This window comes from Saccharothrix sp. S26 (assembly GCF_021390395.1).
In the GTDB taxonomy this organism is placed as follows: domain Bacteria; phylum Actinomycetota; class Actinomycetes; order Mycobacteriales; family Pseudonocardiaceae; genus Actinosynnema.
Genome location: NZ_JAJUWT010000013.1, coordinates 1 through 20,410 on the forward strand (window position 1 = coordinate 1; position 20,410 = coordinate 20,410).

Consider the following 20,410-nt stretch of genomic DNA (forward strand, 5'->3'; position numbering starts at 1 on the left):
GGTCGGAGAACGTCGGCCGCCTGGTGCTGAAGCTCCCGCCGGCCGCCGCGTGGGCTGCCCGCACGCAGACGTTGGGCGTGTCCGGCAGCGCGGACGGCGTGAACTACAGCCAGGTGGTGGCGTCGACGGGGTTCCGGTTCGACCCCGCGTCCGGCAACCAGGTGACGATCCCGGTCTCCGGCGTCCACCGGCACCTGCGGCTGACGTTCACCGGCAACACCGCCTGGCCGGCCGCGCAGGTGGCCGAGCTGGAGGCGTACGCGTCCACCACGACCACGACCACGACCACGACACCGCCGCCGCAGGGCAACGTGGCGCGCGGCAAGCCGGTGCAAGCCGCGGCCAACGGTGGCTTCCCGGGCGGCAACGCGGTGGACGGTGACGTGAACACCTACTGGGAGAGCCCGAACAACGCCTTCCCGCAGACCTTCACCGTCGACCTGGGCAGTCGCGTCGCGGTGAACCGGATCGTGCTGAAGCTCCCGCCCGCCGCCGCGTGGGCTGCCCGCACGCAGACGTTGGGCGTGTCCGGCAGCGCGGACGGCGTGAACTACAGCCAGGTGGTGGCGTCGACCGGGTTCCGGTTCGACCCCGCGTCCGGCAACCAGGTCACCATCCCGGTCACGGCGGAACACCGCTACCTGCGGCTGACCGTCACCGGCAACACGGGCTGGCCCGCCGCCCAGCTCGCCGAGTTCGAGGCGTACGCGGCTTGACGCCTCGGCCGGGGGTGGTCGCACGGCAACGACGCCGACCGACCACCCCCGGCACTCGGGAACGGCAGTACCCCAGGCAGTACCCGGCACGTCGGGCGTCACCGGCGGCACTCCCGAACCGGTGGCACCCTCGGCACCACCGACCGCCCCGGCTCCCGCGGCACTCCCGAACTGGCGCGACCCCAGGCAGCACCGACCGCCCCCGGTTCTCGCGGCGTCACCGGCGGCACCCCGGCCGTTCACCCGGCCCACCTACCGTTCCGCGCACAGCGCGCCGGGGTGCGGCGCGCCACGGCAGAACGGAAAACCTCCATGAGGAGACCGCTGGTCATCGGCCTGTCCGCGCTCGTGCTGGCGTCGGTGGCGGCACCGGGCTCGGCCGCGCCGACCGACCGCCGCGACTTCGGCCGCGCCACGCTGACCGGGTTCGCGTCGCTGCCCGCGGCCACGTTCGTGCCGGCCAGTGAACCGTCCGGCTCGGCCCTGGGCACGGCACCGGTCAACGGGATCGTGCCGCCGTTCGCCGACCAGCCGGTGCAGGGCTTCAGCGGGGTGCTGCGCAACGCCGACGGCACGTTCGACGTGCTGTCCGACAACGGGTACGGCACCAAGGCCAACAGCGCCGACTTCACCCTGCGCGTGCACCGGATCGGCCCGGACTTCGGCACGGGCGCGGTGGACGTGCTCGGCGGCGTCACGCTGACCGACCCGAACGGCCACGTGCCGTTCCCGCTGACCCGGCCGGACCGGGTGCTCACCGGCGCCGACTTCGACGTCGAGTCGATCACCCGCGCGGGCGACGGCACGTACTGGATCGGCGACGAGTTCGGCCCCTACCTGCTGCACTTCGACCGCGCGGGCAGGCTGCTCGCGCCGCCTGCCCCGCTGCCGGGCGTGTTCGCGCCGGAGAACCCCGCGGGCACGCCGAACCTGGGCGGCAGCAAGGGCTACGAGGGACTGGCGCTGTCCGTGGACGGCCGCAAGCTCGACGCGCTGCTGGAGGGCACGGTCGCGGGCGACGAGCCGGGCACGTTGCGGCTCAACGAGTTCGACCTGGACAGCGGCCGGTACACCGGCGTCCGCTGGACCTACCGGCTGGACCGGCCGGAGCACGCGATCGGTGACGCCATCACGGTGGACCGCAACCGGCTGCTGGTGGTCGAGCGGGACGGCGCGCAGGGCGTGGACGCCCGCGTCAAGCGCGTCTACCTCGCCGACAAGCGCGACCGCGACCGGGACGGCTAGCTCGACAAGACGCTGGTGGCCGACCTGCTCGACCTCGCGAACCCGCGCCGGCTCGGCGGCTTCGGCGAGACGTTCACCTTCCCGTTCACCACGATCGAGGACCTGGTGATCCTGGACGACCGCACGATCGGCGTGCTCAACGACAACAACTTCCCGTCCTCGTCGGGCCGCACGCCGGGCCGGCCCGACGACAACGAGTTCATCACCGTGCGGCTGGGTGACGACCTCGACGCCGACCCGCGCGTGCTGCGCCGCCGCTAGCCACCGGGCGGGTCTCTCCCGGCCGACCGCGAGCGCGGAGCCGAACTCGAACGGTCGACAACGTCGTCACCTTCAGTAGAGTCGGTCGGGAGAGATCACCAGCGCGGAGGATTGCGATGAAGCGGAACATCACCTGCCCCTGTGGCGAGCACATCACGGGGCAGGACGAGGACGACCTGGTGGCGAAGACCCAGCAGCACCTCAAGGAGAACCACCCCGGCCACGACTACTCGCGCGACGAGATCCTGTTCATGGCCTACTGACATCCCTCCTCGCCCGGGTCGGGGTGCACGGCGACGAGCAGCAGCGCGTCGAGCAGCCGCAGCCAGTCCCGCTCGGTGAGGTCGCGGCCGGTGAGGGCGGACAGGCGGGCCAGCGCGTCCAGCAGCCGCCCCGCCAGCTCGGCGGCGTCCTGGCCGGTCGCCTCGGCCAGGACGCGGACGTCGCGGCGGAACCTGGTGGTGCGGCCCAGGCGGACCAGCGCGGCGGGCAGGTCGGCGGGTGGCGCGGTCTCGTCGTCGTCGGTGAACCCGATGGTCAGGCGGGTGCCCAGCGCCCGCGCCAGCCGGGTGAGCGCGTCGGTGGTCGGGTTGCCCCGGCCGTTCTCCAGGTTCGCCACGTACGGCACGGAGAGGCCCGCGTCGGCGGCGACCGCGGCCACCGTGCGCCCGCTCGCGGCACGCAGCGCGCGCAGCCGTCGGCCCAAGTCGTGTCCCACAGCGTCAATTCTGACAGAACACTATCCCTGATGGCTATCTTCTGGAGATAGTCGTCGGGTGATGGCTGCGCTGAGGGTGCGGGATTTCCGGTTGTTGTGGGCGGCACGGACGGTCAGCGTGTTCGGCACCTGGCTGCTCGTGGTCGCGGTGCCCGCGCACGTCTTCCACCTGACCGGGTCGGTGATGGCCGCGGGCGCGGCGCTGGCGGCGGAGTTCCTGCCGCCCGTGCTGCTGGGGCCCGTGGCGGGGGTGCTGGTCGACCGCTGGGACCGGCGGCGGCTGATGGTCGCGGCCGACGTGCTGCGCGCCGCCGCAGTCCTCCTGCTGCTGTCGGCCCGCGATCCCGGCGACCTCTGGCTCGTCTACGTCGCCTTGGTGGTGGAGAGCACGGGCACGGTGGTGTTCCGGCCGGCCGCGCAGGCGCACACGCCCGTCGCGGTCGGCACCGGCACGGCGTTGAGCGGCGCGAACGCCCTGAACTCGCTCACCGACGGCGTGGCCCGGCTCGTGGGCGCGCCGCTGGGTGGCGCCCTGATGGCGCTGGTGGGCTTCCCGGCGCTGGTGGTGGCGGACGCGGCGAGCTACCTCCTCTCGGCCGCGTTGATCGCGGCGATGTCGCGACGCGAAGGCGGTGACAAGGGCGGCGGTGTCCGCGAGGACCTGGCCGCCGGGCTCGCGTTCCTGCGATCGGAACGGACGGCCAGGTCGCTGCTCGTGGTCAGCACCGTCTTCCTGGCGGCCAACGCCTCGCTGAGCGCGCTGCTGGTCCCGTTCGGCCTGACCACGCTCGGCGGTGCCGGACCGGTCGGGCTGGTGATGTCCGGGCTGGGCGTCGGCTTCCTGCTGGGCGCGCCGGTGAGCCGCGTGCTGGTCGACCGCCTGCGGTCCGGCCCGCTGCTGGCGACCGCGCTCGCCGTCACGGCGGTGGGCTTCGTGCTGCTGTTCGCCTCGACCTCGCTGACCTCCGCGCTGCCGTCGGCCGTCGTGATCGGGTTGGCGGGATCGACGGCCCTGGTCGTCACGCAGACCACCCTGCAACGGGTCACTCCCACCGACGTGCTGGGCCGCGTCGGCGCGGTGCTGTTCACCGGTGAGGCGGCGGCGACGTTCGTCGGCGCGTTGGCCGGTCCCGCGCTGGCCGAGCTCACTTCCACGCGCACGACCGCTTACGTGGCGTGCGCGGTCACCGTGGTCGCGGCGGCGTACGCGACATCCACACCCTCCGTTCACCAACCGTTCGCCCGGTGATCGCCGCTTCGCGCGTCAAACGAGTCGAGCGGGGGACATGATCCCCAAAGGGGAACACGGGGGGTGAACGGGTCCAGTGAAGCGCCGGTTGTCCATCGGCTTGGCCGTGGTGTTGTTGGCCGCCGTCGTCGCGGTCGTCGTGTGGGGCCGTTCCGACGACGCGGAGGGCGGGTCGCGAGGTGAGCTGACGACCGTGCGCGGGGTCATCGGGTCGGAGAAGCTCGCCTTCTTCAGCGACCGCCGCGTGGTCGACGCGTTCGCCACGCACGGCCTGGCCGTCGAGGTGGACACCGCCGGGTCGCGGCAGATCGCCACCTCCGTCGACCTCGGCAAGTACGAGTTCGCCTTCCCGTCGTCCTCGCCCGCCGCGCAACGCATCCAGCGCGACCGCAAGACCACCGCGGCGCACACGCCGTTCCAGTCGCCGATGGCGGTGGCGACGTTCGAGCCGATCGTGCGGCTGCTGGAGGCCGCGGGCGTGGTGAAGAAGGGCGCGGGCGACTACCAGGTGCTCGACGTGGCCGCGTACCTGGAGCTGACCAGGGCGGGCACCCGCTGGGACCAGCTGCCCGGCAACACCGCCTACCCGGCCCGCAAGAACGTCCTGGTCACCACGACCAACCCGGCCGAGTCGAACTCCGCCGCGATGTACCTGTCGATCGTGTCGTTCGTGGCCAACGGCAACACCGTGGTCGGCACCCCGGAACAGGAAGCGGCCGTGCTGCCCGACGTCACCCGGCTCTTCCGCGACCAGGGCTACACGCAGAACAGCTCCGAGGGCCCCTTCGAGGACTACCTCGCGGCCGGCATGGGCAAGACGCCGCTGGCGCTGATCTACGAGTCCCAGTACCTCGACCGGGCGCTGCGCGCCGACGGGTCGATCCGCGCGGACATGCGCCTGCTCTACCTCGCACCGACCGTCTACTCCAAGCACACGCTGGTCCCGCTGTCGGACCGCGGCGACCAGGTCGGCCGGCTGCTGAGCACCGACCCCGAGCTGACCAGGCTCGCCGCCACGTTCGGCTTCCGCACGTCCGACCCGCGCGTGTTCGCCGACGTGGTGGGGGACAGGGCACCCGCGGACCTGGTGGACGCGGTCGAGCCGCCGTCGTTCGAGACGCTGGAACGCCTGCTCGACGCGGCAGCCCGGTGATGGACGAGTTCACCCTCACCCCGCCGGAACCCGTCACGCCGATCCCGGTCGAGCGCGCGGCCGGCCTGATCGCACTCGGCGACGACGTGCGCGAGGACGTCGCCCGCCGCGGCGAGCGGTTCGCCGAACGCCTGCGCGAGCTGGACGTCCGCTCGCCGGAGTTCACCGCCGTGCTGGACGACGTGCTCGCCGTGGGCGAGGCGGACATGCGTGCCGCGGCGGGCGTGGCTGGCGCGATGCTGGACCGCTCGGCCCGCGCGTTGCGCGACGACTCGCCGCAGGTGCACGTCACCACCTCGTTGTCCGGCCTGCGCCGCACGGTCGCCGAGCTGGACCCGGCGAAGCTGCCGATCACCGGCCGCAAGCTGCTCAAGGTCTTCCCCGCGGCCAACGCCGCCAAGAAGGCCCTCGACCGCTACCGGGCGGCGGGCGAGCCGGTGAACGCGCTGGTGGTGGAGCTGCGCCACCGGCAGGACGCGCTGCGCCGCGACAACGCCGCCATCAAGGGCGAGCGGGAACGGCTGTGGCGGGCCATGGGCAAGCTGGCCGAGGCCGCCGCGTTCGCGGAGGCGGTGGACGCGGCGATCGAGCGCCAGGCCGGCGTGTTCGACCTGACCGATCCTGGTCGGGCGCGGGCGTTGCGCGCCGACGTGCTGCACCCGATCCGGCAACGCCACCAGGACCTGCTGACGCAGCTCGCCGTGAGCGCGCAGGGCTACCTGGCGCTGGACCTGGTGCGGCGCAACAACGACGAGCTGATCCGGGGCGTGGAACGCGCCGTGACCACCACCGTGTCCGCGTTGCGGATCGCCTTGCTCGTCAGCGGCGCCCTGGCGAGCCAACGTGACGTGCTGGACGAGGTGGCCGCGTTGCAAGCCACCACCGACGGCCTGATCCGCGCCAACACCGAGCTGCTGGACCTGCAAGGGGCGGAGATTCGCCGGGCGGGCAGCGACCCGGCCGTCGCGGTCGAGACGATCCGCGCGTCGTTCGACCGGATCTACGCCGCGATCGACGCGGTGGACGGCTACCGGGCGGACGCCGTGCGCACGATGGCCGTCACGGTGGAGTCGCTGTCGGGGGAGATCCGCCGCGCGGAAGAGCACTTGCGCCGTTCGCACGACGCGGCGGCGGTCGAGGGGGACCGATGAGAACAGCGTTCGTGCTCGCCGCGGTGCTGGTGCTCGCGGGCTGCACCGGTGACGCCGAGCCGGACCCGGCACAGCCCGCGGGCCCGGCGGAGCCCGGCGTGCTGCGGGTGCTGGCCGGCAGCGAGCTGACCGACCTGCAACCCGTGCTGGACGAGGCGGCCGAGGCCACCGGCGTGGAGGTGAAGTTCACCTTCACCGGCACGCTGGAAGGTGCGGAAGCCCTGGCCAAGGGCGAGGTCGACGGCAAGTACGACGCCGTCTGGTTCTCCTCCAACCGCTACCCGGCGGGCATCCCCGAGGCCGCGCGCCGGCTCGGCAACCAGGTCAAGGTCATGAGCTCGCCCGTGGTGCTCGGCCTGTCGACCTCGGCGGCGAAGCGGCTGGGGTGGGCGGACCGCCGGGTCGGCTGGGGCGAGATCGCCGAGCGGGCCGGGCGCAAGGCGTTCAGCTACGGCATGACCGACCCGTCGGCGTCGAACTCGGGCTTCTCCGCCCTGGTCGGCGTGGCGTCGGCCCTGGCGGGCGCCGGCAACGCGGTCGACGCGGGCCAGATCGCGGCCGTGACGCCGCAGCTGAAGGGCTTCTTCGCCGCCCAGTCGCTGTCCGCCGGGTCGTCGGGCTGGCTGTCGGAGGCCTACCGGCGCCGCGCCACCGGCCAGGACGCCGGCACCCGGGTCGACGGGCTGATCAACTACGAGTCCGTGCTGCTGTCCATGAACGCCGCCGGGAACCTGCCCGAACCGCTCACCCTGGTCTACCCCTCCGACGGCGTGGTCACCGCGGACTACCCGCTGACCCTGCTCGCCGACTCCGGCGACGACGCGCGTGACGCGCACCGACGCCTCACCGACCACCTGCGCACGCCGGACGTGCAGCGCGAGATCATGGAGACCACCCATCGGCGGCCGGTCGTGCCGGGCGTCGACCCGGACTCCCGGTTCGCCGTCCGCGACCTGGTCGAGCTGCCGTTCCCGGCCGCCCGCGACTCGGTCGACGCCCTGCTCTCGGCCTACTTCAACCAGATCCGGCGTCCGTCGCGCACGCTGTACGTGCTCGACACGTCCGGCTCGATGGCCGGTGACCGCATCGAGTCGCTGCGCGCCGCGCTCGTCGGGCTGACCGGCGCGGACGACTCCCTCACCGGTCGGTTCCGCCGGTTCCGCAGCCGTGAGGAGGTGACCATGCTGCCGTTCAACACCTCGCCCGGCACACCGCGGACGTTCACCCTGCCCGAGGGCGACCCCGGCGCGGAGCTGGCCGAGATCAAGGCCTATGCGGAAGGGTTGCGCGAAGGCGGCGGCACGGCCATCTACGACAGCCTGTCCCGCGCCTACCAGGTGATGGAGCCGCTGGTCGCCGCCGACCCGGACCGGTTCACGTCGATCGTGCTGATGACGGACGGCGAGAACGCCAACGGCTCGGGCCTCCCGCAGTTCCAGTCGTCGTTCGGCTCGGTGCCCGCGTCCGTGCGGCAGGTGCCGGTGTTCACGGTCCTGTTCGGCGAGGGGAGCAGCGCGGAGCTGGGCCAGGTCGCCGCGATGACCGGCGGCAAGGTGTTCGACGCGCGCTCCACCGCACTCGGTGAGGTGTTCCAGGAGATCCGCGGCTACCAATGATCCGCTACCTGGGCTCGACCAAGAACCTCGTCGGCTGCGTCGGCGGGCTGGTCGGCGTGCTGCTGCACCTGACCGGCGTGGTCGGCGGGCTGTGGCCGGTCGTGGTGGCCGGGCTGTACGCGGTGGGCGCGCTGCTCGCGCCGCCGGAGAAGATCCGGCTCGTGCCGGTGGACGTGGTCACCGAGACCGGTCTGCTGCGCGGGGAACTGGAGTCGCTGGTGCGCGAGGTGAACGCCCAGTCGTCCCGGGTGCCCGAGCCCGCCGTCGCCGCCGTGGGCCGGATCGGCGCGGTGCTCGGTGACCTGCTCGGGCGGCACGACGCGCTGGCCGCCGACCCGGACCTGCGGCACACCGTGGTCCGGCTGGCGCGCACCGACCTGCCGCTGTCGGTGCAGACCTACCTGAACCTGCCGTGGTGGTTCGCGGTGAAGCAGCGGGCGGGTGGTGAGCCGAGCCCGGGCGACGAGCTGGTGACCCAGCTGGGGCTGCTGGAAGCCGAGGCACACCGCCTGGCCGGACGCGTGTACGCCGCGGACGTGAACCACCAGGCCGACCACACCCGCTACCTGCGCGAACGTGACGCGGGCGAATCACCCTGACCGCGTGTCGAACGTTCGGGCGTAGCGCGCGCATGACGACCCTGGCGAGGGCCTGCCGGGGACGTTAAGGGGTCGGCGCGGCGGTCGCCTCTCGGCGAGTGGCTCGACGCGGCTCCAGCCGAACGGTATTCCGCGAAGGCGCTTGGTGAGGCCCGGGGACACGGACCGCACCGACCGAGTGTTCCAACGGTCCACGCTGGCCCGGGTGTTCCCGTTCCCGTGTGGCGTGCGTCACGAGCCGGACGTGGAATCGGCCCCCGCCCGGACTCCGAGGTCCGAACGGGGGCCGACGGCTCGCGGTGACCGGGTGCTACTTGGCGCACGCGGGCAGGTGCGGGTGGCGCTCGCCGCGCTCCACGGACTCCTTGGCCAGCGTGCACTGCAAGGCGTCGTACGCCGGCTTGCGGGTGAAGTCGTCCCACATCACCGTCGCCGCACCCTCGCCCTGGAAGAACACCGGCACCCAGGAGTACTTGTCGGTGAAGCCCCAGATCGTGAAGGAGTCACAGCCTTCGACGTTGAGGCACGCGACCAGCGTCCGGTTGTAGTAGTCGGCCTGCTTGGCCAGCATCTCCGGGGTCGGCACGCCGTTGGCGGGCAGGTCCATCCGCACGTCCAGTTCGGTGATGGCGGTGCCCAGGCCCAGGTCGGCGAACCGCTTCAGGTTCGTCTCCAGGTCACCGGGGAAGCCGTACCGGGTGCTGAGGTGCGACTGCGCCGAGAAGCTGTGCACCGGCACGCCCTGCGCCTTCAAGTCCTTGATCAACGCGTAGTAGGCGTTGCTCTTGGCGTTGACGCTCTCCACGCCGTAGTCGTTGAAGAACAGGTCGGCCTTGGGGTCGGCCTCGTGCGCCCAGCGGAACGCGTCGGCGATGATGCCGGGGCCCAGTTCGCGGATCCAGATGTTGTCGGTGGTGCGCAGGGCGCCCGACTCGGTGAAGATCTCGTTGGCCACGTCCCACTGCTGGATCTTGCCCTTGTACCGGCCGACCACCGTGGTGATGTGCTCGCGCAGGATCTCCCGCAGCTCGTCCGCGGTGAAGTCGCCCTGCTCCAGCCACGCCGGGTTCTGGCTGTGCCACAGCAGGGTGTGGCCGCGGACGACCTGGCGGTTCTGCTGGGCGAACTTCACGATGGCGTCCGCCATGCCGAAGTTGTAGCGGTCGCGCTCCGGGTGGATGTACTCCCACTTCATCTGGTTCTCGGCGGACACCGAGCTGAACTCCTTGGCCAGCACGGAGCGGTACTCGAGGTCCTTGGTGAACGGGTCGGGGTAGGGCTGCGACTCGTGGTGGCCGCCACCGGCGGCGGCGGTGCCGATGTAGAACCCCTTGGGCGCCACCCAGCGGAGGCTGTCCTTCTTCGCGTGGCCGGGCGGCTGGTCACCCGGACCGGGCGAGGCCGCGGCCACGAGTGCCAGGGGCGAGGTCAACGCCATCGCGGCGAGCGTGGCGGTGACGAGGCGGATCGACTTCATGGCGGTCTTCGCTTTCTCGGACGACTACGGCGGCGGCGTTCGAAAGTTTCGTCATTGATCCGGCAATTTTCGAGATGCCGGACCCTAAGACGCCGTCCGGGCGATCGTCAAGACCCGGTCAAGGCGCCTGGCGGAGCCGGCGAACTCCCTGCCGCGCCGGGGCTGTCCGACTACCGTGGCCCAGTGGATCCACTACGTGACTGGGGGTCACGCACATGAGAAAACTGGTGACAACGCTCGTCGCCGCGCTGGGGATCGCACTGGTCCCCGGTGTCGCCGCGGGTTCGGCCCCGGCGGGGGCCTCGGGCCTCGGCTGGAACGCGACCTGGGCCGCCTCACCGCACGCGCCCACGGATTCCCTCGGCCCGGGTTGGGGCACGGCCGGGTTCGACAACCACACCGTCCGCCAGGTCGTACGGATCAGCGACGGCGGCGCGGCGGTGCGGATCAGGCTGTCCAACGCCTACGGCACGTCCCCGCTGGTGGTGACCGGCGCGACGGTGGCGCAGGCGGCACAGGGTGCGGCGGTGCGGCCGAACACGGTGCGGCACGTGGCGTTCCGCGGCCACCGCTCGGTGACCGTGCCGGTCGGCGGCGACGTGGTCGGTGACCTCGCGCCGCTGCCCGTGGCGGCGCTGGGCAAGGTGACCGTGACGCTGTACCTGGCCGGCAAGACCGGACCGGCCACCGGGCACACGTTCGCCAGCGCCACGAGCTGGCGGGCCTCCGGCGACCACCGGGCCGACGTGGCGGCGGACGCGTTCACCGAGACGTCGCAGTCGTGGTACTACCTCAACGCCGTGGAGGTGGTCGACCTCGACCCCCGGCGCGAGGTCGTGGTGGCGTTCGGCGACTCCATCACCGACGGCGCCGCGTCCACTGTGGACGCCGACAACCGCTACCCGGACGAGCTGGCCGAGCGGTTGGGCGGACGCCGTGGCGTGGTGAACGCGGGCATCGGCGGCAACCGGGTGCTCAACGACTCCTCGTGCTTCGGGGAGAAGGCCACCACGCGGTTCGAGCGGGACGCGCTGGCGCAGCCCGACGTGCGCACGGTGATCCTGCTGGAGGGCATCAACGACATCGGGTTCAGCCAGTTCCCGATCGACTGCACCACGCCCAACCCCGAGGTGACCGCGGCCGAGCTGATCGCCGGTTACCGGGAGCTGATCGGCAAGGCGCACGCCAAGGGCGTGCGGATCGTCGGCGGCACGTTGCTGCCGTTCAAGGGCGCGGGGTACTACACCGAGGCCGGTGAGGCGGTGCGCGACGAGGTGAACGCGTGGATCCGCACGTCCGGCGAGTTCGACGCGGTGGTCGACTTCGACCGCGCGATGGCCGACCCGGCGGATCCGGACGCGTTGCGGCCCGCCTACGACAGCGGTGACCGCCTGCACCCGAACGACGCGGGCTACCGGGCCATGGCCGAGGCCGTGGACCTCTCGGAGCTGTAGTTCCACCGGGTTCAGCCACGTGAACGCCCTCCCGGTACGGCACCGAGAGGGCGTTTCGTCGAATGGCGGTCGAATCCGCGTCGAATGCGAACGCGTTGTCCGCCAACACTTCCCCTTTCCGTGCACGGCTCGTTACAGTGCGATTTGGGAGCGCTCCCAGCCCACCCATGGTCATTGCCCAACATGGTTGTCCTCAACGAGGAGGAAAGAGTGGCGCTCATATCCGTCCCGGCGAACAAGAGACTGCTCGGCAAAGCACTGGCGACGATCGCGGCCGTCGCCGGGCTCATGGCGAGCATGATGACCGGCATCGCCCAGGCCCACGGGTCGACCGTCGACCCGCCGTCGCGCAACTACGGCTGCTGGCAGCGGTGGGGCAGCGATTTCCAGAACCCGACGATGGCCCAGCAGGACCCGATGTGCTGGCAGGCGTGGCAGGCCGACACCACCGCGATGTGGAACTGGAACGGCCTGTACCGCGAAGGTGTCGCGGGCAACCACCAGGGCGCGATCCCGAACGGCCAGCTGTGCAGCGGCGGCCGCACCGGGGGCACGCGGTACGCGGCCCTGGACAACCCGGGACCGTGGAAGGCCGCGACCAAGCCGCGGCAGTTCACCCTCGACATCTGGGACCAGGCCCGGCACGGCGCGGACTACCTGCGGGTGTACGTGACGAAGCAGGGCTACGACGCCCTGTCGACACCGCTGGGGTGGAACCACCTGGACCTGGTCGCGACGACCGGCCGCTACGCGCCGTCGGACCACTACCGGGTCGCGGTGAACGCGGGCAGCCGCACCGGCCGCCACGTCGTCTTCGCGATCTGGCAGGCCAGCCACTCCGACCAGTCGTACTACTTCTGCAGCGACGTCATCTTCCAGTGACCCGCTGACCGTTCCGCGCCCACCCGGGCAGGGGTGGGCGCGGAACGCTGTCCGGCACCTTGCGGGGTCCGTCGCTCAAGACCGACGTGGTGGTAGTCGCGCAACGAGAAGCCGAGCCTTTCCAGAACGAGCGGCACACCACCCGCCTCCACGGGCATGCATTGCGCCGCGAACTGCGGAAGGCAGAGCGTGACCCCCTCGTCCACGGCCACCTGGGCCGCGGTGATCGGCAGCGCGGTCGGGATGGTCGCGGCCGCCCAGTCGAACTCGCGCATCACCCACTGGGATCGCGCCGACGTCTCGATCAGCAGCAGCGGGAAGACCTCGCACTCGCCGATCCGGGCGGGCAGGACTTCGTCGAGCCTGTGCTCGAGCAGGCTCCGCTCGTCCTCCATCACCACCTGCATACCGCGGGATCGCAGGTCATCGGCGATCACGTCGGCCGGCGGGCGGTCGCGAAAGCTGTAGCTGGTGAAGACCCGCGGCCCAGTCCGCGCAACGGCCACACGTCATGGTCCGGCACACCGCGATGTCAGGTCGTCAGACGCGAGTGAAGATCGCCGCAGGGTGGCCGGACCGCGGTCCGGCCACCCTGCTCGGTGCATGAGGGCCCAGGTCAGATCTTGCCGGTGCCCGCGCCCTGGGTGACGAGTGACTTCACCGAAGCCGGCGGGTCGAGCGTGTACTGGTAGTACGTGCGCGGATCGGTGACGGTGCCGCCCACGACCGGCTTGCCGCTGTTCACGTAGACGTTGTTGCGCTCCACGATGTTGCCCTTGGGGCCGGAGTAGCTGTTGGTCATGGGCTCTTCGACGTCGTCGAAGTAGTTGCCCTCGATCCAGCAGCCGGACTGCGCCTGGCACGCCGGGCCGGTGTCGCTGTTGTTCAGGAAGTAGTTGTTGAAGATGTGCACCGGGTTGCCGAACCGGGTGCGCGGGTTGCGTTGCGAGGTCTTGTCGAAGAAGTTGTGGTGGTAGGTGACCTTCAGGTGGCCGGTGTCCTGCGCGCCGTTGCTGTCGGAGTGCCCGAGTAGCATGTTCTTGGCGTGGTCGTGCACGTGGTTCCACGACACCGTGACGTAGCTGGAGCCGCGCTTGATGTCGATCAGCCCGTCGTAGCCCCGCGAGAGGTCGTTGTGGTCGATCCAGACGTGGTGGCTGAACATCTGCACGTTGATCGAGTCGTCGGTGGCGTTGCGGAACACCAGGTTGCGGATGATCACGTTGTGCACGGCGTCGGCCGGGGGAGTGGTCGTCTCGCTCACCGGCAGACCGACGTTGAACCCGCCGCCGGTGACGCCCGACGCCGCGCCGACACCGACGATGGTCTTGTCCGAGCTGACGTCGTGCATGCCCGCCGGCAGCGTGATCATGCCCTGCACCCGCACCACGCGCGGCCCGGGCGCCTTGATCGCGGCGATGAGGTCGGCGGCGGTGGACACCGTGACCTCCGGGCCGCCCGCACCGCCGGTGGTGCCGTTCTGGCCCAGGGCGTTGACGGCGGCGAAGCCGATGGGTGCGCCGTCGGCGGCGGTGGCCGTGACGGGTGTCGCCACGGCCAGGCCACCGAGCAGCGTCACCGCGAGCGCGACCGCGGTCGTCCTCACCACGCCACCCCCTGCACGCGGCCGACACCGGCGCCGGCCGTGACGAGCCGCGGTACGGATGCCGGGTCGTCCACCACGTAGCTGTAGTAGGTGCGCGGCTCCACGACGCTGCCGAGCGTCTCCGGCGCGCCCGAGCCCGCGTAGACGTTGTTGCGCTCGATCACGCGCCCGGGTCCGCTCTTGTCGTAGCCGGACAGGATCGGGTGGGCGACGTTCTCGAAGTAGTTGCCCTCGACCACGACCCCCGCGTCCATGGTGGACGCCACGCCGTAGAGGGCGTTGCCCCGGTAGTAGTTGTTGTAGACGTGCACGGGCTCGCCGAAGCGGACGCGCGGGTGGCGCTGGTCCGTGCCGTCGAAGAAGTTGTGGTGGTAGGTGACGCGCAGCTTGCCCCGGTCGCTGGTGTAGGTGTCGGAGTGGCCGAGCAGAGCGGCCTTGCTGTGGTGGTGGAAGTGGTTCCACGACACGGTCACGTAGTCGGAGTTGCGCTTGATGTCGAGCAGCCCGTCGTAGCCGTTGGACAGGTCGCAGTGGTCGATCCACACGTGGTGCGCGGAGTTGGTGACGCTGATCGAGTCGTCGGCGGCGTCGGTGAACCGCAGGTTGCGGATGATGACGTTGTTGCCGGGCCGGGTGGTCGAGCCGAGCTGCAACCCGCCGCCGGTGATCTCGGCGGTCGAGCCGACGCCGACGATGGTCTTGTTCGCGACCACGGTCAGCATCTCGTCACCGACCTGGATCCGGCCGGACACCGAGATGACGTACGGCTCCTTGCGGCCCACGTAGTCGGCCAGCGCGTCGGCAGTGGTGACGGTGACGGCCTGGCCGCCCGCGCCGCCGGTGGTGCCGTTCAGGCCCAGCGCGGAGACCCCGGCGAACCCGTCGGCGACGGCGAGCGCGCCGGGAGCGGCCCAGGCCGAGCGGGGCACGGCGGCGGCCACGGCGGCGAGTGCGGTGCCGGCGAGCAACCGCCGACGGTTGATGGCGCTCATGCGTGTCCTCCTGGGTCAGATCCGGCCCACGCCGACACCGGCGGGGACGGTGGTGGGCAGGGTCGACGGGTTGTCGGGGGTGTAGGCGTAGTAGGTGCGCGGCTCGACGACCGTGCCGAGCGTCTGCGGCGCGCCGGAGTTGACGTAGACGTTGTTGCGCTCCACCACCCGCCCGGGTCCGCTCTCGTCGTAGCCGGAGTAGATCGGGTGCGGCACGTTCTCGAAGTAGTTGGCCTCGACCAGCACGCCCGCGTTCTCCGTGGACGCGACGCCGTAAAGGCGGTTGTTGCGGAAGTAGTTGTTGTAGACGTGGATCGGCTCGCCGAAGCGGACGCGGGGGTGCCGCTGGTCGGTGCCGTCGAAGTAGTTGTGGTGGAAGGTGACGCGGAGCTTGCCGGTGTCCTGGCCCGCGTTGGAGTCGGAGTGGCCGAGCAGCGCGGTCTTGCTGTGGTCGTGGAAGTGGTTCCACGACACCGTGATGTAGTCCGCGCCGCGCACGATGTCGATCAGGCCGTCCGCGCCGCCGCTGAGGTCGCAGTGGTCGATCCAGATGTGGTGCGAGGACTGCTGGATGCTGATCGCGTCGTCGTCCGCGCCGGTGAACCGCAGGTTGCGGATGATCACGTTCTGCCTGCGGTACATGTCCAGCCCGCCGCCGCGGATCTCCGCGCCGGGCAGGCCGATCACGGTCTTGTTGGAGCGCAGGCCCTGCTTGCTGCTGAACGTCATGATCCCGTCGACCTGGATCACGTACGGCTCGTTGCGGTCGCAGTAGTCGAGGAACGTGGCGGTGTCACGCACCGTGACCACGGGTCCGCCCACGCCACCGGTGGTGCCGTTCTGGCCCAGCGTGTTCGTGCCGGCGAACCCGTCGGCGGTCTGGAACGGCGCGGCCCAGACCGGGTTGGTGGTGGCGGGGCCGGTGCGGGAGGGCTTGGCCGTCGAGGTGCCCGCGGTGGCCGCGGTCAGGGCCGTCGCGGCGACGCCCGCGAGGAGGCTGCGCCTGCTGATGTCACTCATCGGTGCTCCTGTCAGATGCGGCCGGTGCCCGCGCCGGCGGGCACGACGGTGGGGACTTCGGCGGCGCGGTGCAGCGAGTAGGTGTAGTAGGTGCGCGGTTCGACCACGGTCCCGCGGAGCTCGATCTCGTGGTTGCACTCGACGAGGATGTTGTCGCGGGCGACGATGCGGCCCAGGTCGCCGCTGAAGTCGACCCGGCCGGGGTTGTTCACGCTGAAGAAGTAGTTGCCCTCCAGCACCACGCCCGCGTTCATCGCCGAGGCGACGCCGTAGCTGTTGTCGCGGTAGTAGTTGTTGTAGACGTGCACCGACTCGCCGAAGCGGACGCGCGGGTTGCGCTGGTCGGAGCCGTCGAAGTAGTTGTGGTGGTAGGTGACCCGCAGGCGGCCGATGTCCTGCGCGCCGTTGTCGTCGTCGTGGCCGAGCAGCAGGGTCTTGTCGTGGTCGTGGAACCTGTTCCACGAGACGGTGATGAAATCGCTGCCGCGCTTGATGTCGACCGCGCCGTCGTCGCCGTTGGAGAAGTCGTTGTGGTCGATCCAGATGTGGTGGCTGAACATCTGCACGTTGATCAGGTCGTCCGTGGCCCCGGTGATCGCGAGGTTGCGGATGATGATGTTGTGCACGGCGTTCGCGGGGGGAGTGGTGACGTCGTCGTCGACCGGCAGGCCGATGTTCAGCCCGCCGCCGACGAGCTTGGCGTCGGTGCCCAACCCGATGATGGTCTTGTCCGAGGCGACGTCGTGCATGCCGTCGCTGGTGCCGGTCGGTAACGTGATCGTGCCCTTGACCTGCACGACCAGGGGCTGCGGCCGGGCGATGTAGTCGAGGAACTGCGCGGTGGTGGAGGCGGTGACCACCGCGCCGCCGGCGCCGCCGGTCGTGCCGTTCTGGGCGAGCGCGTTCACCGAGGCGAACCCGTCCGCGGTCGTGGCGGCCGACGCCGGCGTGCCGCCCGGCAGGACGACCGCGGCCGCGGTCAGCGCGGTGGCGGCGACGACCCGCAGCAGGGCGCGCCGGTTCCCGGAAGATGTGGGCATGGCAATTTCCTCTCCCGTATGAGGGGTGAGTGCGGGACTAATCGGGAAAGCGCTCTCTGATCGCACCGTAGCGCATGTTTCCGGCCTGTCAACGGCCCGTGTCGACCGGGCTCCGGGGTTCACATATGTGGTCGAGCTATTCGACGTCCTGGTTCACATATGTGTCGACGAACGCCCATTCCGGGTAACCGGGAATGTTCCGCGCGGCTATTCTCGCCCGCCGCGCGCGAAGGCGGAGCTGGTCTGGAACCACCGACCGCGCCCCGCCGGGCTCGTCCCGACGAGTCGCGGTGGCACCGAGGTTCCAGCGGTGCCCCCACCAGGACTCGAACCTGGGACCTCGCCGTTCGTAGCGGCGCGCTCTGTCCTGCTGAGCTATGGGGGCCGATCGTGCCGAATGTCCACCGAGGCCGACCGGAAAGCACTTCCCGGTCGCCGGAATCCCTGTTCCCCGGCACGGGAAAAGAGAAAGCCGCCCTGGTCGGTCACCCGACGGACGGCTCCCCGAACCGGACCTTCCAACAGGTCACGGCGGGGAGCACGGGCGACCCGATCGGCGTCGACGTGTGTTCGCCATGTCCGCTCCTCGGCTCGGTGTGCGCACATCGTGCCGCCCGGACCGCGGCACCGTCAAACCATTTCCGCGGGGCATTCCGCGAATGCGTCGGCGGGCCGACCGGAATCCCGTGGCGGGCCTGCCCGCGTCCCCGGACGTGGTCGCCGCACGTGGAGTGAACCCGGACGCCGCATTGCGGGAGCGGGCGCGGGGTCGTTGAATCGGGGCCGCGACCCGCCACCGAACCGTGGAGCCTGCCATGACCGAGCTGGTGCTGGACCCGAAGACGACCGCGTTGGTGCTGATCGAGTACCAGAACGACTTCACCAGCGAGGGTGGCGTGCTGCACGGCGCGGTCAAGGAGGTGATGGGCAGCACCGGCATGCTGCCCAAGACCGTGGCGCTGGTGGAGGCGGCGCGGGCGGCCGGGGTGACGGTGATGCACGCGCCCATCACGTTCGTCGAGGGCTACAAGGAGATCTCCGCCCACCCGTACGGCATCCTCAAGGGCGTCGTGGACGGCAAGGCGTTCGTCAAGGGCAGCTGGGGCGCGGCGATCGTGGACGACCTCGCACCCCGCGACACCGACATCGTGATCGAGGGCAAGCGCGGCCTCGACACGTTCGCCAGCACGAACCTCGACTTCATCCTGCGCAGCAAGGGCATCACCACCATCGTGCTGGGAGGCTTCCTGACCAACTGCTGCGTCGAGTCGACCATGCGCTCCGGTTACGAGAACGGCTACAAGGTCATCACGCTGACCGACTGCGTCGCCGCCACCTCGAAGGAGGAGCACGACAACGCGCTGCGCTTCGACTTCCCGATGTTCTCCGTCCCGCTCACGGCCGACGACGTGATCGCCGCCCTGTCCTGACCTGTCCCGCCCCCGGCCGCACCACCACGTGCGGGTGCCCGAACTGCCCGGCCGCGAGGCGTTCCACGGGACGGTGCTGCACTCCAACGAGGTGCGCGACGGGACGTTCGCCGGGCGGCGCGTGGTCGTGGTGGGTGGCGGCAAGTCGGCGTTGGACCTGGCCACGCGCGCCGCGCACGAGGCCGCCTCGGCAACGCTCGTGCAGCGCAAGGTGAACTGGATGATCCCCGAGCGGTTCGTGCTCGGCACGGTCGGGTACAAGTGGATCCTGTTCACCCGGCGGCCGGCATCCGGCCGGGAGGTGACCGCGGACGTCGTCGTGTTCGCCACCGGCCACCACCGCGTCTTCCCGTTCCTGGACCTGCCGGTGCACGACCGGGACGGACGGCTGCGGCTGTACCGGGGCATCGTGCCGCCCGGCGTGGACCGGCTGGGCTTCGTCGGCTTCCGCCAGGTCTTCAACAACCCCATGGGCATGGAGCTGACCGCGCACTGGCTGGTCCGCCACTTCCTGGGCACCCTGCGCGTCGCACCGGACGAGCGGGAGATGCGACGGGCCGTCGAGGCTCGGCTGGACTGGCAGGAACGCGTGCTGCCCGGGTCGGGCGGCTATGACTTCGGCGCCTACGACATCCACTGCGCGGACGAGCTCATGCACGACATGGGCCTGCCCTCCGAACGCGCGCGCAACGCGCTGGCCGAGTACCTGCTCCCCGGCGGCGTCGCCGGCCGCTACCGGAACCTGGCGTCCCCCGACCGCCTCGAGTAGCCGGAGCCGACAGCCGGCCCGGATGACGGCCGGGCACCGGGGGATCGCCTGCCTGGTCGCGGGCGGGGCCCTGCCCGAGGTGACCGCGGGGTGAGTGGATCTCATCCTTCCGATATCTCGACCATGGCCGGCCGGTCCGCCTACGTTCGTCGCATGGCTTACGGCAAGGCACTGCGCGAGGCCGTCGCGGCTCCCGGGACCACCCCGTTGATCGGTGTGTTCGACATGCTGTCGGCGTCGATCGCGGCCCGGCACTACGACGGGTTGTTCGTCTCCGGCTTCGGGTTCTCCGCCTCGCACTACGGCCTGCCGGACGTCGGTTTCATCGCCTGGCCGGACGTCGTCGCCTTCGTGCAGCGGCTGCGGTTGGCGCTGCCCCGGCACCACCTGCTGGTCGACATCGACGACGGGTACACCGACCCGGAGGTCGCCTGCCAGGTCGTCCGCGCGCTGGAGCAGGTCGGCGCGTCCGGCGTGATGCTGGAGGACCAGCAGCGGCCACGTCGGTGCGGGCACGTCGAGGGCAAGCGGGTGCTGCCGCTGGAGCAGTACCTGGAGAAGCTGGACCTCGTGCTGCGGACCAGGACGGACCTGCTCGTCGTGGCGCGCACCGATGCCACCGACGAGGACGAGATGCTGCGCCGGGCCGCCGCGTTCGCCGAGACCGACGCCGACGTGGTCCTGGTCGAGGGCATGCCGTCGGTCGAGGTGATCCGCCGGGTGCGGCGCGCGGTGGGCGGCAAGGCGCTGCTGTTCAACCAGATCGCGGGCGGCAAGTCGCCGAAGCTGTCGCTCGGCGAGCTGACCCGGCTGGGCGTCGACGTGGCGATCTACAGCACGCCGTGCCTGTTCGCCGCCCACGCGGCCATCGAGGACGCGATGGTGCGGCTCAAGGAGCGCGACGGGGTGCTGCCGGACGACTCGATCGACGTCGCCGAGTCGCAGGCGCTGCTGCGGGACAACGTCAGCCGCCACCACGAGCTGCCCGCGCCGCGCGCCTCCCACCCCGCCATGACCCGCTGAAAGGCGAGG

The 20,410-nt window shown here is 71.1% G+C and carries 21 protein-coding genes and 1 tRNA gene; 14 read left to right on the plus strand and 8 right to left on the minus strand.

Annotated features, from left to right (window positions below; translation table 11 throughout):
* From LZG04_RS21540 to LZG04_RS21555, 4 genes are all read left to right on the plus strand, one after another.
* On the plus strand, window positions 1-716 hold a 716-nt coding region (locus tag LZG04_RS21540; RefSeq protein WP_233819596.1), incomplete at its 5' end, for a discoidin domain-containing protein.
* Between the two features lie 312 nt (window positions 717-1,028).
* Window positions 1,029-1,961, plus strand: coding sequence for an esterase-like activity of phytase family protein (locus LZG04_RS21545; RefSeq protein WP_233819597.1), 933 nt, complete (start codon window positions 1,029-1,031; stop codon window positions 1,959-1,961).
* A 15-nt stretch (window positions 1,962-1,976) separates the two neighbouring features.
* A complete protein-coding gene (locus LZG04_RS21550; RefSeq protein WP_233819598.1) occupies window positions 1,977-2,222 on the plus strand; it encodes a hypothetical protein in 246 nt (81 codons plus the stop codon).
* 116 nt (window positions 2,223-2,338) lie between these two features.
* Window positions 2,339-2,485 (plus strand): DUF1059 domain-containing protein, encoded by a 147-nt coding sequence (locus LZG04_RS21555; protein ID WP_073892909.1) that lies wholly within the window; start codon window positions 2,339-2,341, stop codon window positions 2,483-2,485.
* Here the strand turns inward: LZG04_RS21555 and LZG04_RS21560 are convergent.
* Window positions 2,479-2,940 carry a helix-turn-helix domain-containing protein gene (locus LZG04_RS21560; RefSeq protein WP_233819599.1) on the minus strand — a complete coding sequence of 154 codons (462 nt, stop codon included), beginning with the start codon at window positions 2,938-2,940 and terminating at the stop codon, window positions 2,479-2,481. The genes LZG04_RS21555 and LZG04_RS21560 overlap by 7 nt on opposite strands.
* Window positions 2,941-3,001: 61 nt before the next feature.
* Between LZG04_RS21560 and LZG04_RS21565 the strand changes: the two genes are divergently transcribed.
* The 5 genes from LZG04_RS21565 to LZG04_RS21585 all read left to right on the plus strand — a co-directional run bounded on the left by LZG04_RS21565 (window position 3,002) and on the right by LZG04_RS21585 (window position 8,708).
* Window positions 3,002-4,189: an MFS transporter gene (locus tag LZG04_RS21565; protein ID WP_233819600.1), complete on the plus strand. Its 1,188-nt coding sequence runs from the start codon at window positions 3,002-3,004 to the stop codon at window positions 4,187-4,189.
* 76 nt (window positions 4,190-4,265) lie between these two features.
* Window positions 4,266-5,342, plus strand: a complete 1,077-nt coding sequence (locus LZG04_RS21570; RefSeq protein WP_233819601.1) for a hypothetical protein — start codon at window positions 4,266-4,268, stop codon at window positions 5,340-5,342.
* Complete coding sequence (locus tag LZG04_RS21575) at window positions 5,342-6,493, plus strand: toxic anion resistance protein (protein WP_233819602.1); 1,152 nt, start codon at window positions 5,342-5,344, stop codon at window positions 6,491-6,493. The genes LZG04_RS21570 and LZG04_RS21575 overlap by 1 nt, the downstream gene beginning before the upstream one ends.
* On the plus strand, window positions 6,490-8,109 hold the full coding sequence (locus LZG04_RS21580; RefSeq protein WP_233819603.1) for a VWA domain-containing protein: 1,620 nt from the start codon (window positions 6,490-6,492) through the stop codon (window positions 8,107-8,109). Before LZG04_RS21575 ends, LZG04_RS21580 begins: the two co-directional genes overlap by 4 nt.
* On the plus strand, window positions 8,106-8,708 hold the full coding sequence (locus tag LZG04_RS21585) for a hypothetical protein (RefSeq protein WP_233819604.1): 603 nt from the start codon (window positions 8,106-8,108) through the stop codon (window positions 8,706-8,708). The genes LZG04_RS21580 and LZG04_RS21585 overlap by 4 nt, the downstream gene beginning before the upstream one ends.
* Before the next feature lie 310 nt (window positions 8,709-9,018).
* Here the strand turns inward: LZG04_RS21585 and LZG04_RS21590 are convergent, their stop codons facing one another.
* On the minus strand, window positions 9,019-10,185 hold the full coding sequence (locus tag LZG04_RS21590) for an endo-1,4-beta-xylanase (RefSeq protein ID WP_233819605.1): 1,167 nt from the start codon (window positions 10,183-10,185) through the stop codon (window positions 9,019-9,021).
* 215 nt (window positions 10,186-10,400) lie between these two features.
* On the opposite strand from LZG04_RS21590, the gene LZG04_RS21595 reads away from it, so the two are divergent.
* Together LZG04_RS21595 and LZG04_RS21600 are read left to right on the plus strand one after the other, a co-directional pair.
* Window positions 10,401-11,639: an SGNH/GDSL hydrolase family protein gene (locus tag LZG04_RS21595; protein ID WP_233819607.1), complete on the plus strand. Its 1,239-nt coding sequence runs from the start codon at window positions 10,401-10,403 to the stop codon at window positions 11,637-11,639.
* 210 nt (window positions 11,640-11,849) lie between these two features.
* Window positions 11,850-12,521 carry a lytic polysaccharide monooxygenase gene (locus LZG04_RS21600; protein ID WP_374202848.1) on the plus strand — a complete coding sequence of 224 codons (672 nt, stop codon included), beginning with the start codon at window positions 11,850-11,852 and terminating at the stop codon, window positions 12,519-12,521.
* Here the strand turns inward: LZG04_RS21600 and LZG04_RS21605 are convergent.
* From LZG04_RS21605 to LZG04_RS21630, 6 genes are all read right to left on the minus strand, one after another.
* Window positions 12,491-13,027: a toll/interleukin-1 receptor domain-containing protein gene (locus LZG04_RS21605; RefSeq protein WP_233819609.1), complete on the minus strand. Its 537-nt coding sequence runs from the start codon at window positions 13,025-13,027 to the stop codon at window positions 12,491-12,493. The genes LZG04_RS21600 and LZG04_RS21605 overlap by 31 nt on opposite strands.
* Window positions 13,028-13,137: 110 nt before the next feature.
* On the minus strand, window positions 13,138-14,127 hold the full coding sequence (locus LZG04_RS21610) for a polysaccharide lyase family 1 protein (RefSeq protein ID WP_233819610.1): 990 nt from the start codon (window positions 14,125-14,127) through the stop codon (window positions 13,138-13,140).
* Window positions 14,124-15,119: a polysaccharide lyase family 1 protein gene (locus tag LZG04_RS21615; RefSeq protein ID WP_233819611.1), complete on the minus strand. Its 996-nt coding sequence runs from the start codon at window positions 15,117-15,119 to the stop codon at window positions 14,124-14,126. Before LZG04_RS21615 ends, LZG04_RS21610 begins: the two co-directional genes overlap by 4 nt.
* Before the next feature lie 15 nt (window positions 15,120-15,134).
* The gene (locus LZG04_RS21620; RefSeq protein WP_233819612.1) at window positions 15,135-16,139 is read right to left on the minus strand and encodes a polysaccharide lyase family 1 protein; all 1,005 of its coding nucleotides are present in this window, start codon (window positions 16,137-16,139) and stop codon (window positions 15,135-15,137) included.
* An 11-nt stretch (window positions 16,140-16,150) separates the two neighbouring features.
* Window positions 16,151-17,179 (minus strand): polysaccharide lyase family 1 protein, encoded by a 1,029-nt coding sequence (locus tag LZG04_RS21625; protein WP_233819613.1) that lies wholly within the window; start codon window positions 17,177-17,179, stop codon window positions 16,151-16,153.
* A 311-nt stretch (window positions 17,180-17,490) separates the two neighbouring features.
* A tRNA-Arg gene (locus LZG04_RS21630) sits at window positions 17,491-17,564 on the minus strand.
* A gap of 430 nt (window positions 17,565-17,994) precedes the next feature.
* Between LZG04_RS21630 and LZG04_RS21635 the strand changes: the two genes are divergently transcribed.
* The 3 genes from LZG04_RS21635 (at window position 17,995) to LZG04_RS21645 (ending at window position 20,401) form a co-directional block, all read left to right on the plus strand.
* On the plus strand, window positions 17,995-18,609 hold the full coding sequence (locus LZG04_RS21635; protein WP_233819614.1) for a cysteine hydrolase family protein: 615 nt from the start codon (window positions 17,995-17,997) through the stop codon (window positions 18,607-18,609).
* A 34-nt stretch (window positions 18,610-18,643) separates the two neighbouring features.
* The gene (locus LZG04_RS21640; protein WP_233819615.1) at window positions 18,644-19,378 is read left to right on the plus strand and encodes a hypothetical protein; all 735 of its coding nucleotides are present in this window, start codon (window positions 18,644-18,646) and stop codon (window positions 19,376-19,378) included.
* Window positions 19,379-19,531: 153 nt separating this feature from the next.
* On the plus strand, window positions 19,532-20,401 hold the full coding sequence (locus LZG04_RS21645) for an oxaloacetate decarboxylase (protein WP_233819616.1): 870 nt from the start codon (window positions 19,532-19,534) through the stop codon (window positions 20,399-20,401).
* The last annotated feature ends 9 nt before the right edge of the window (window positions 20,402-20,410 follow it).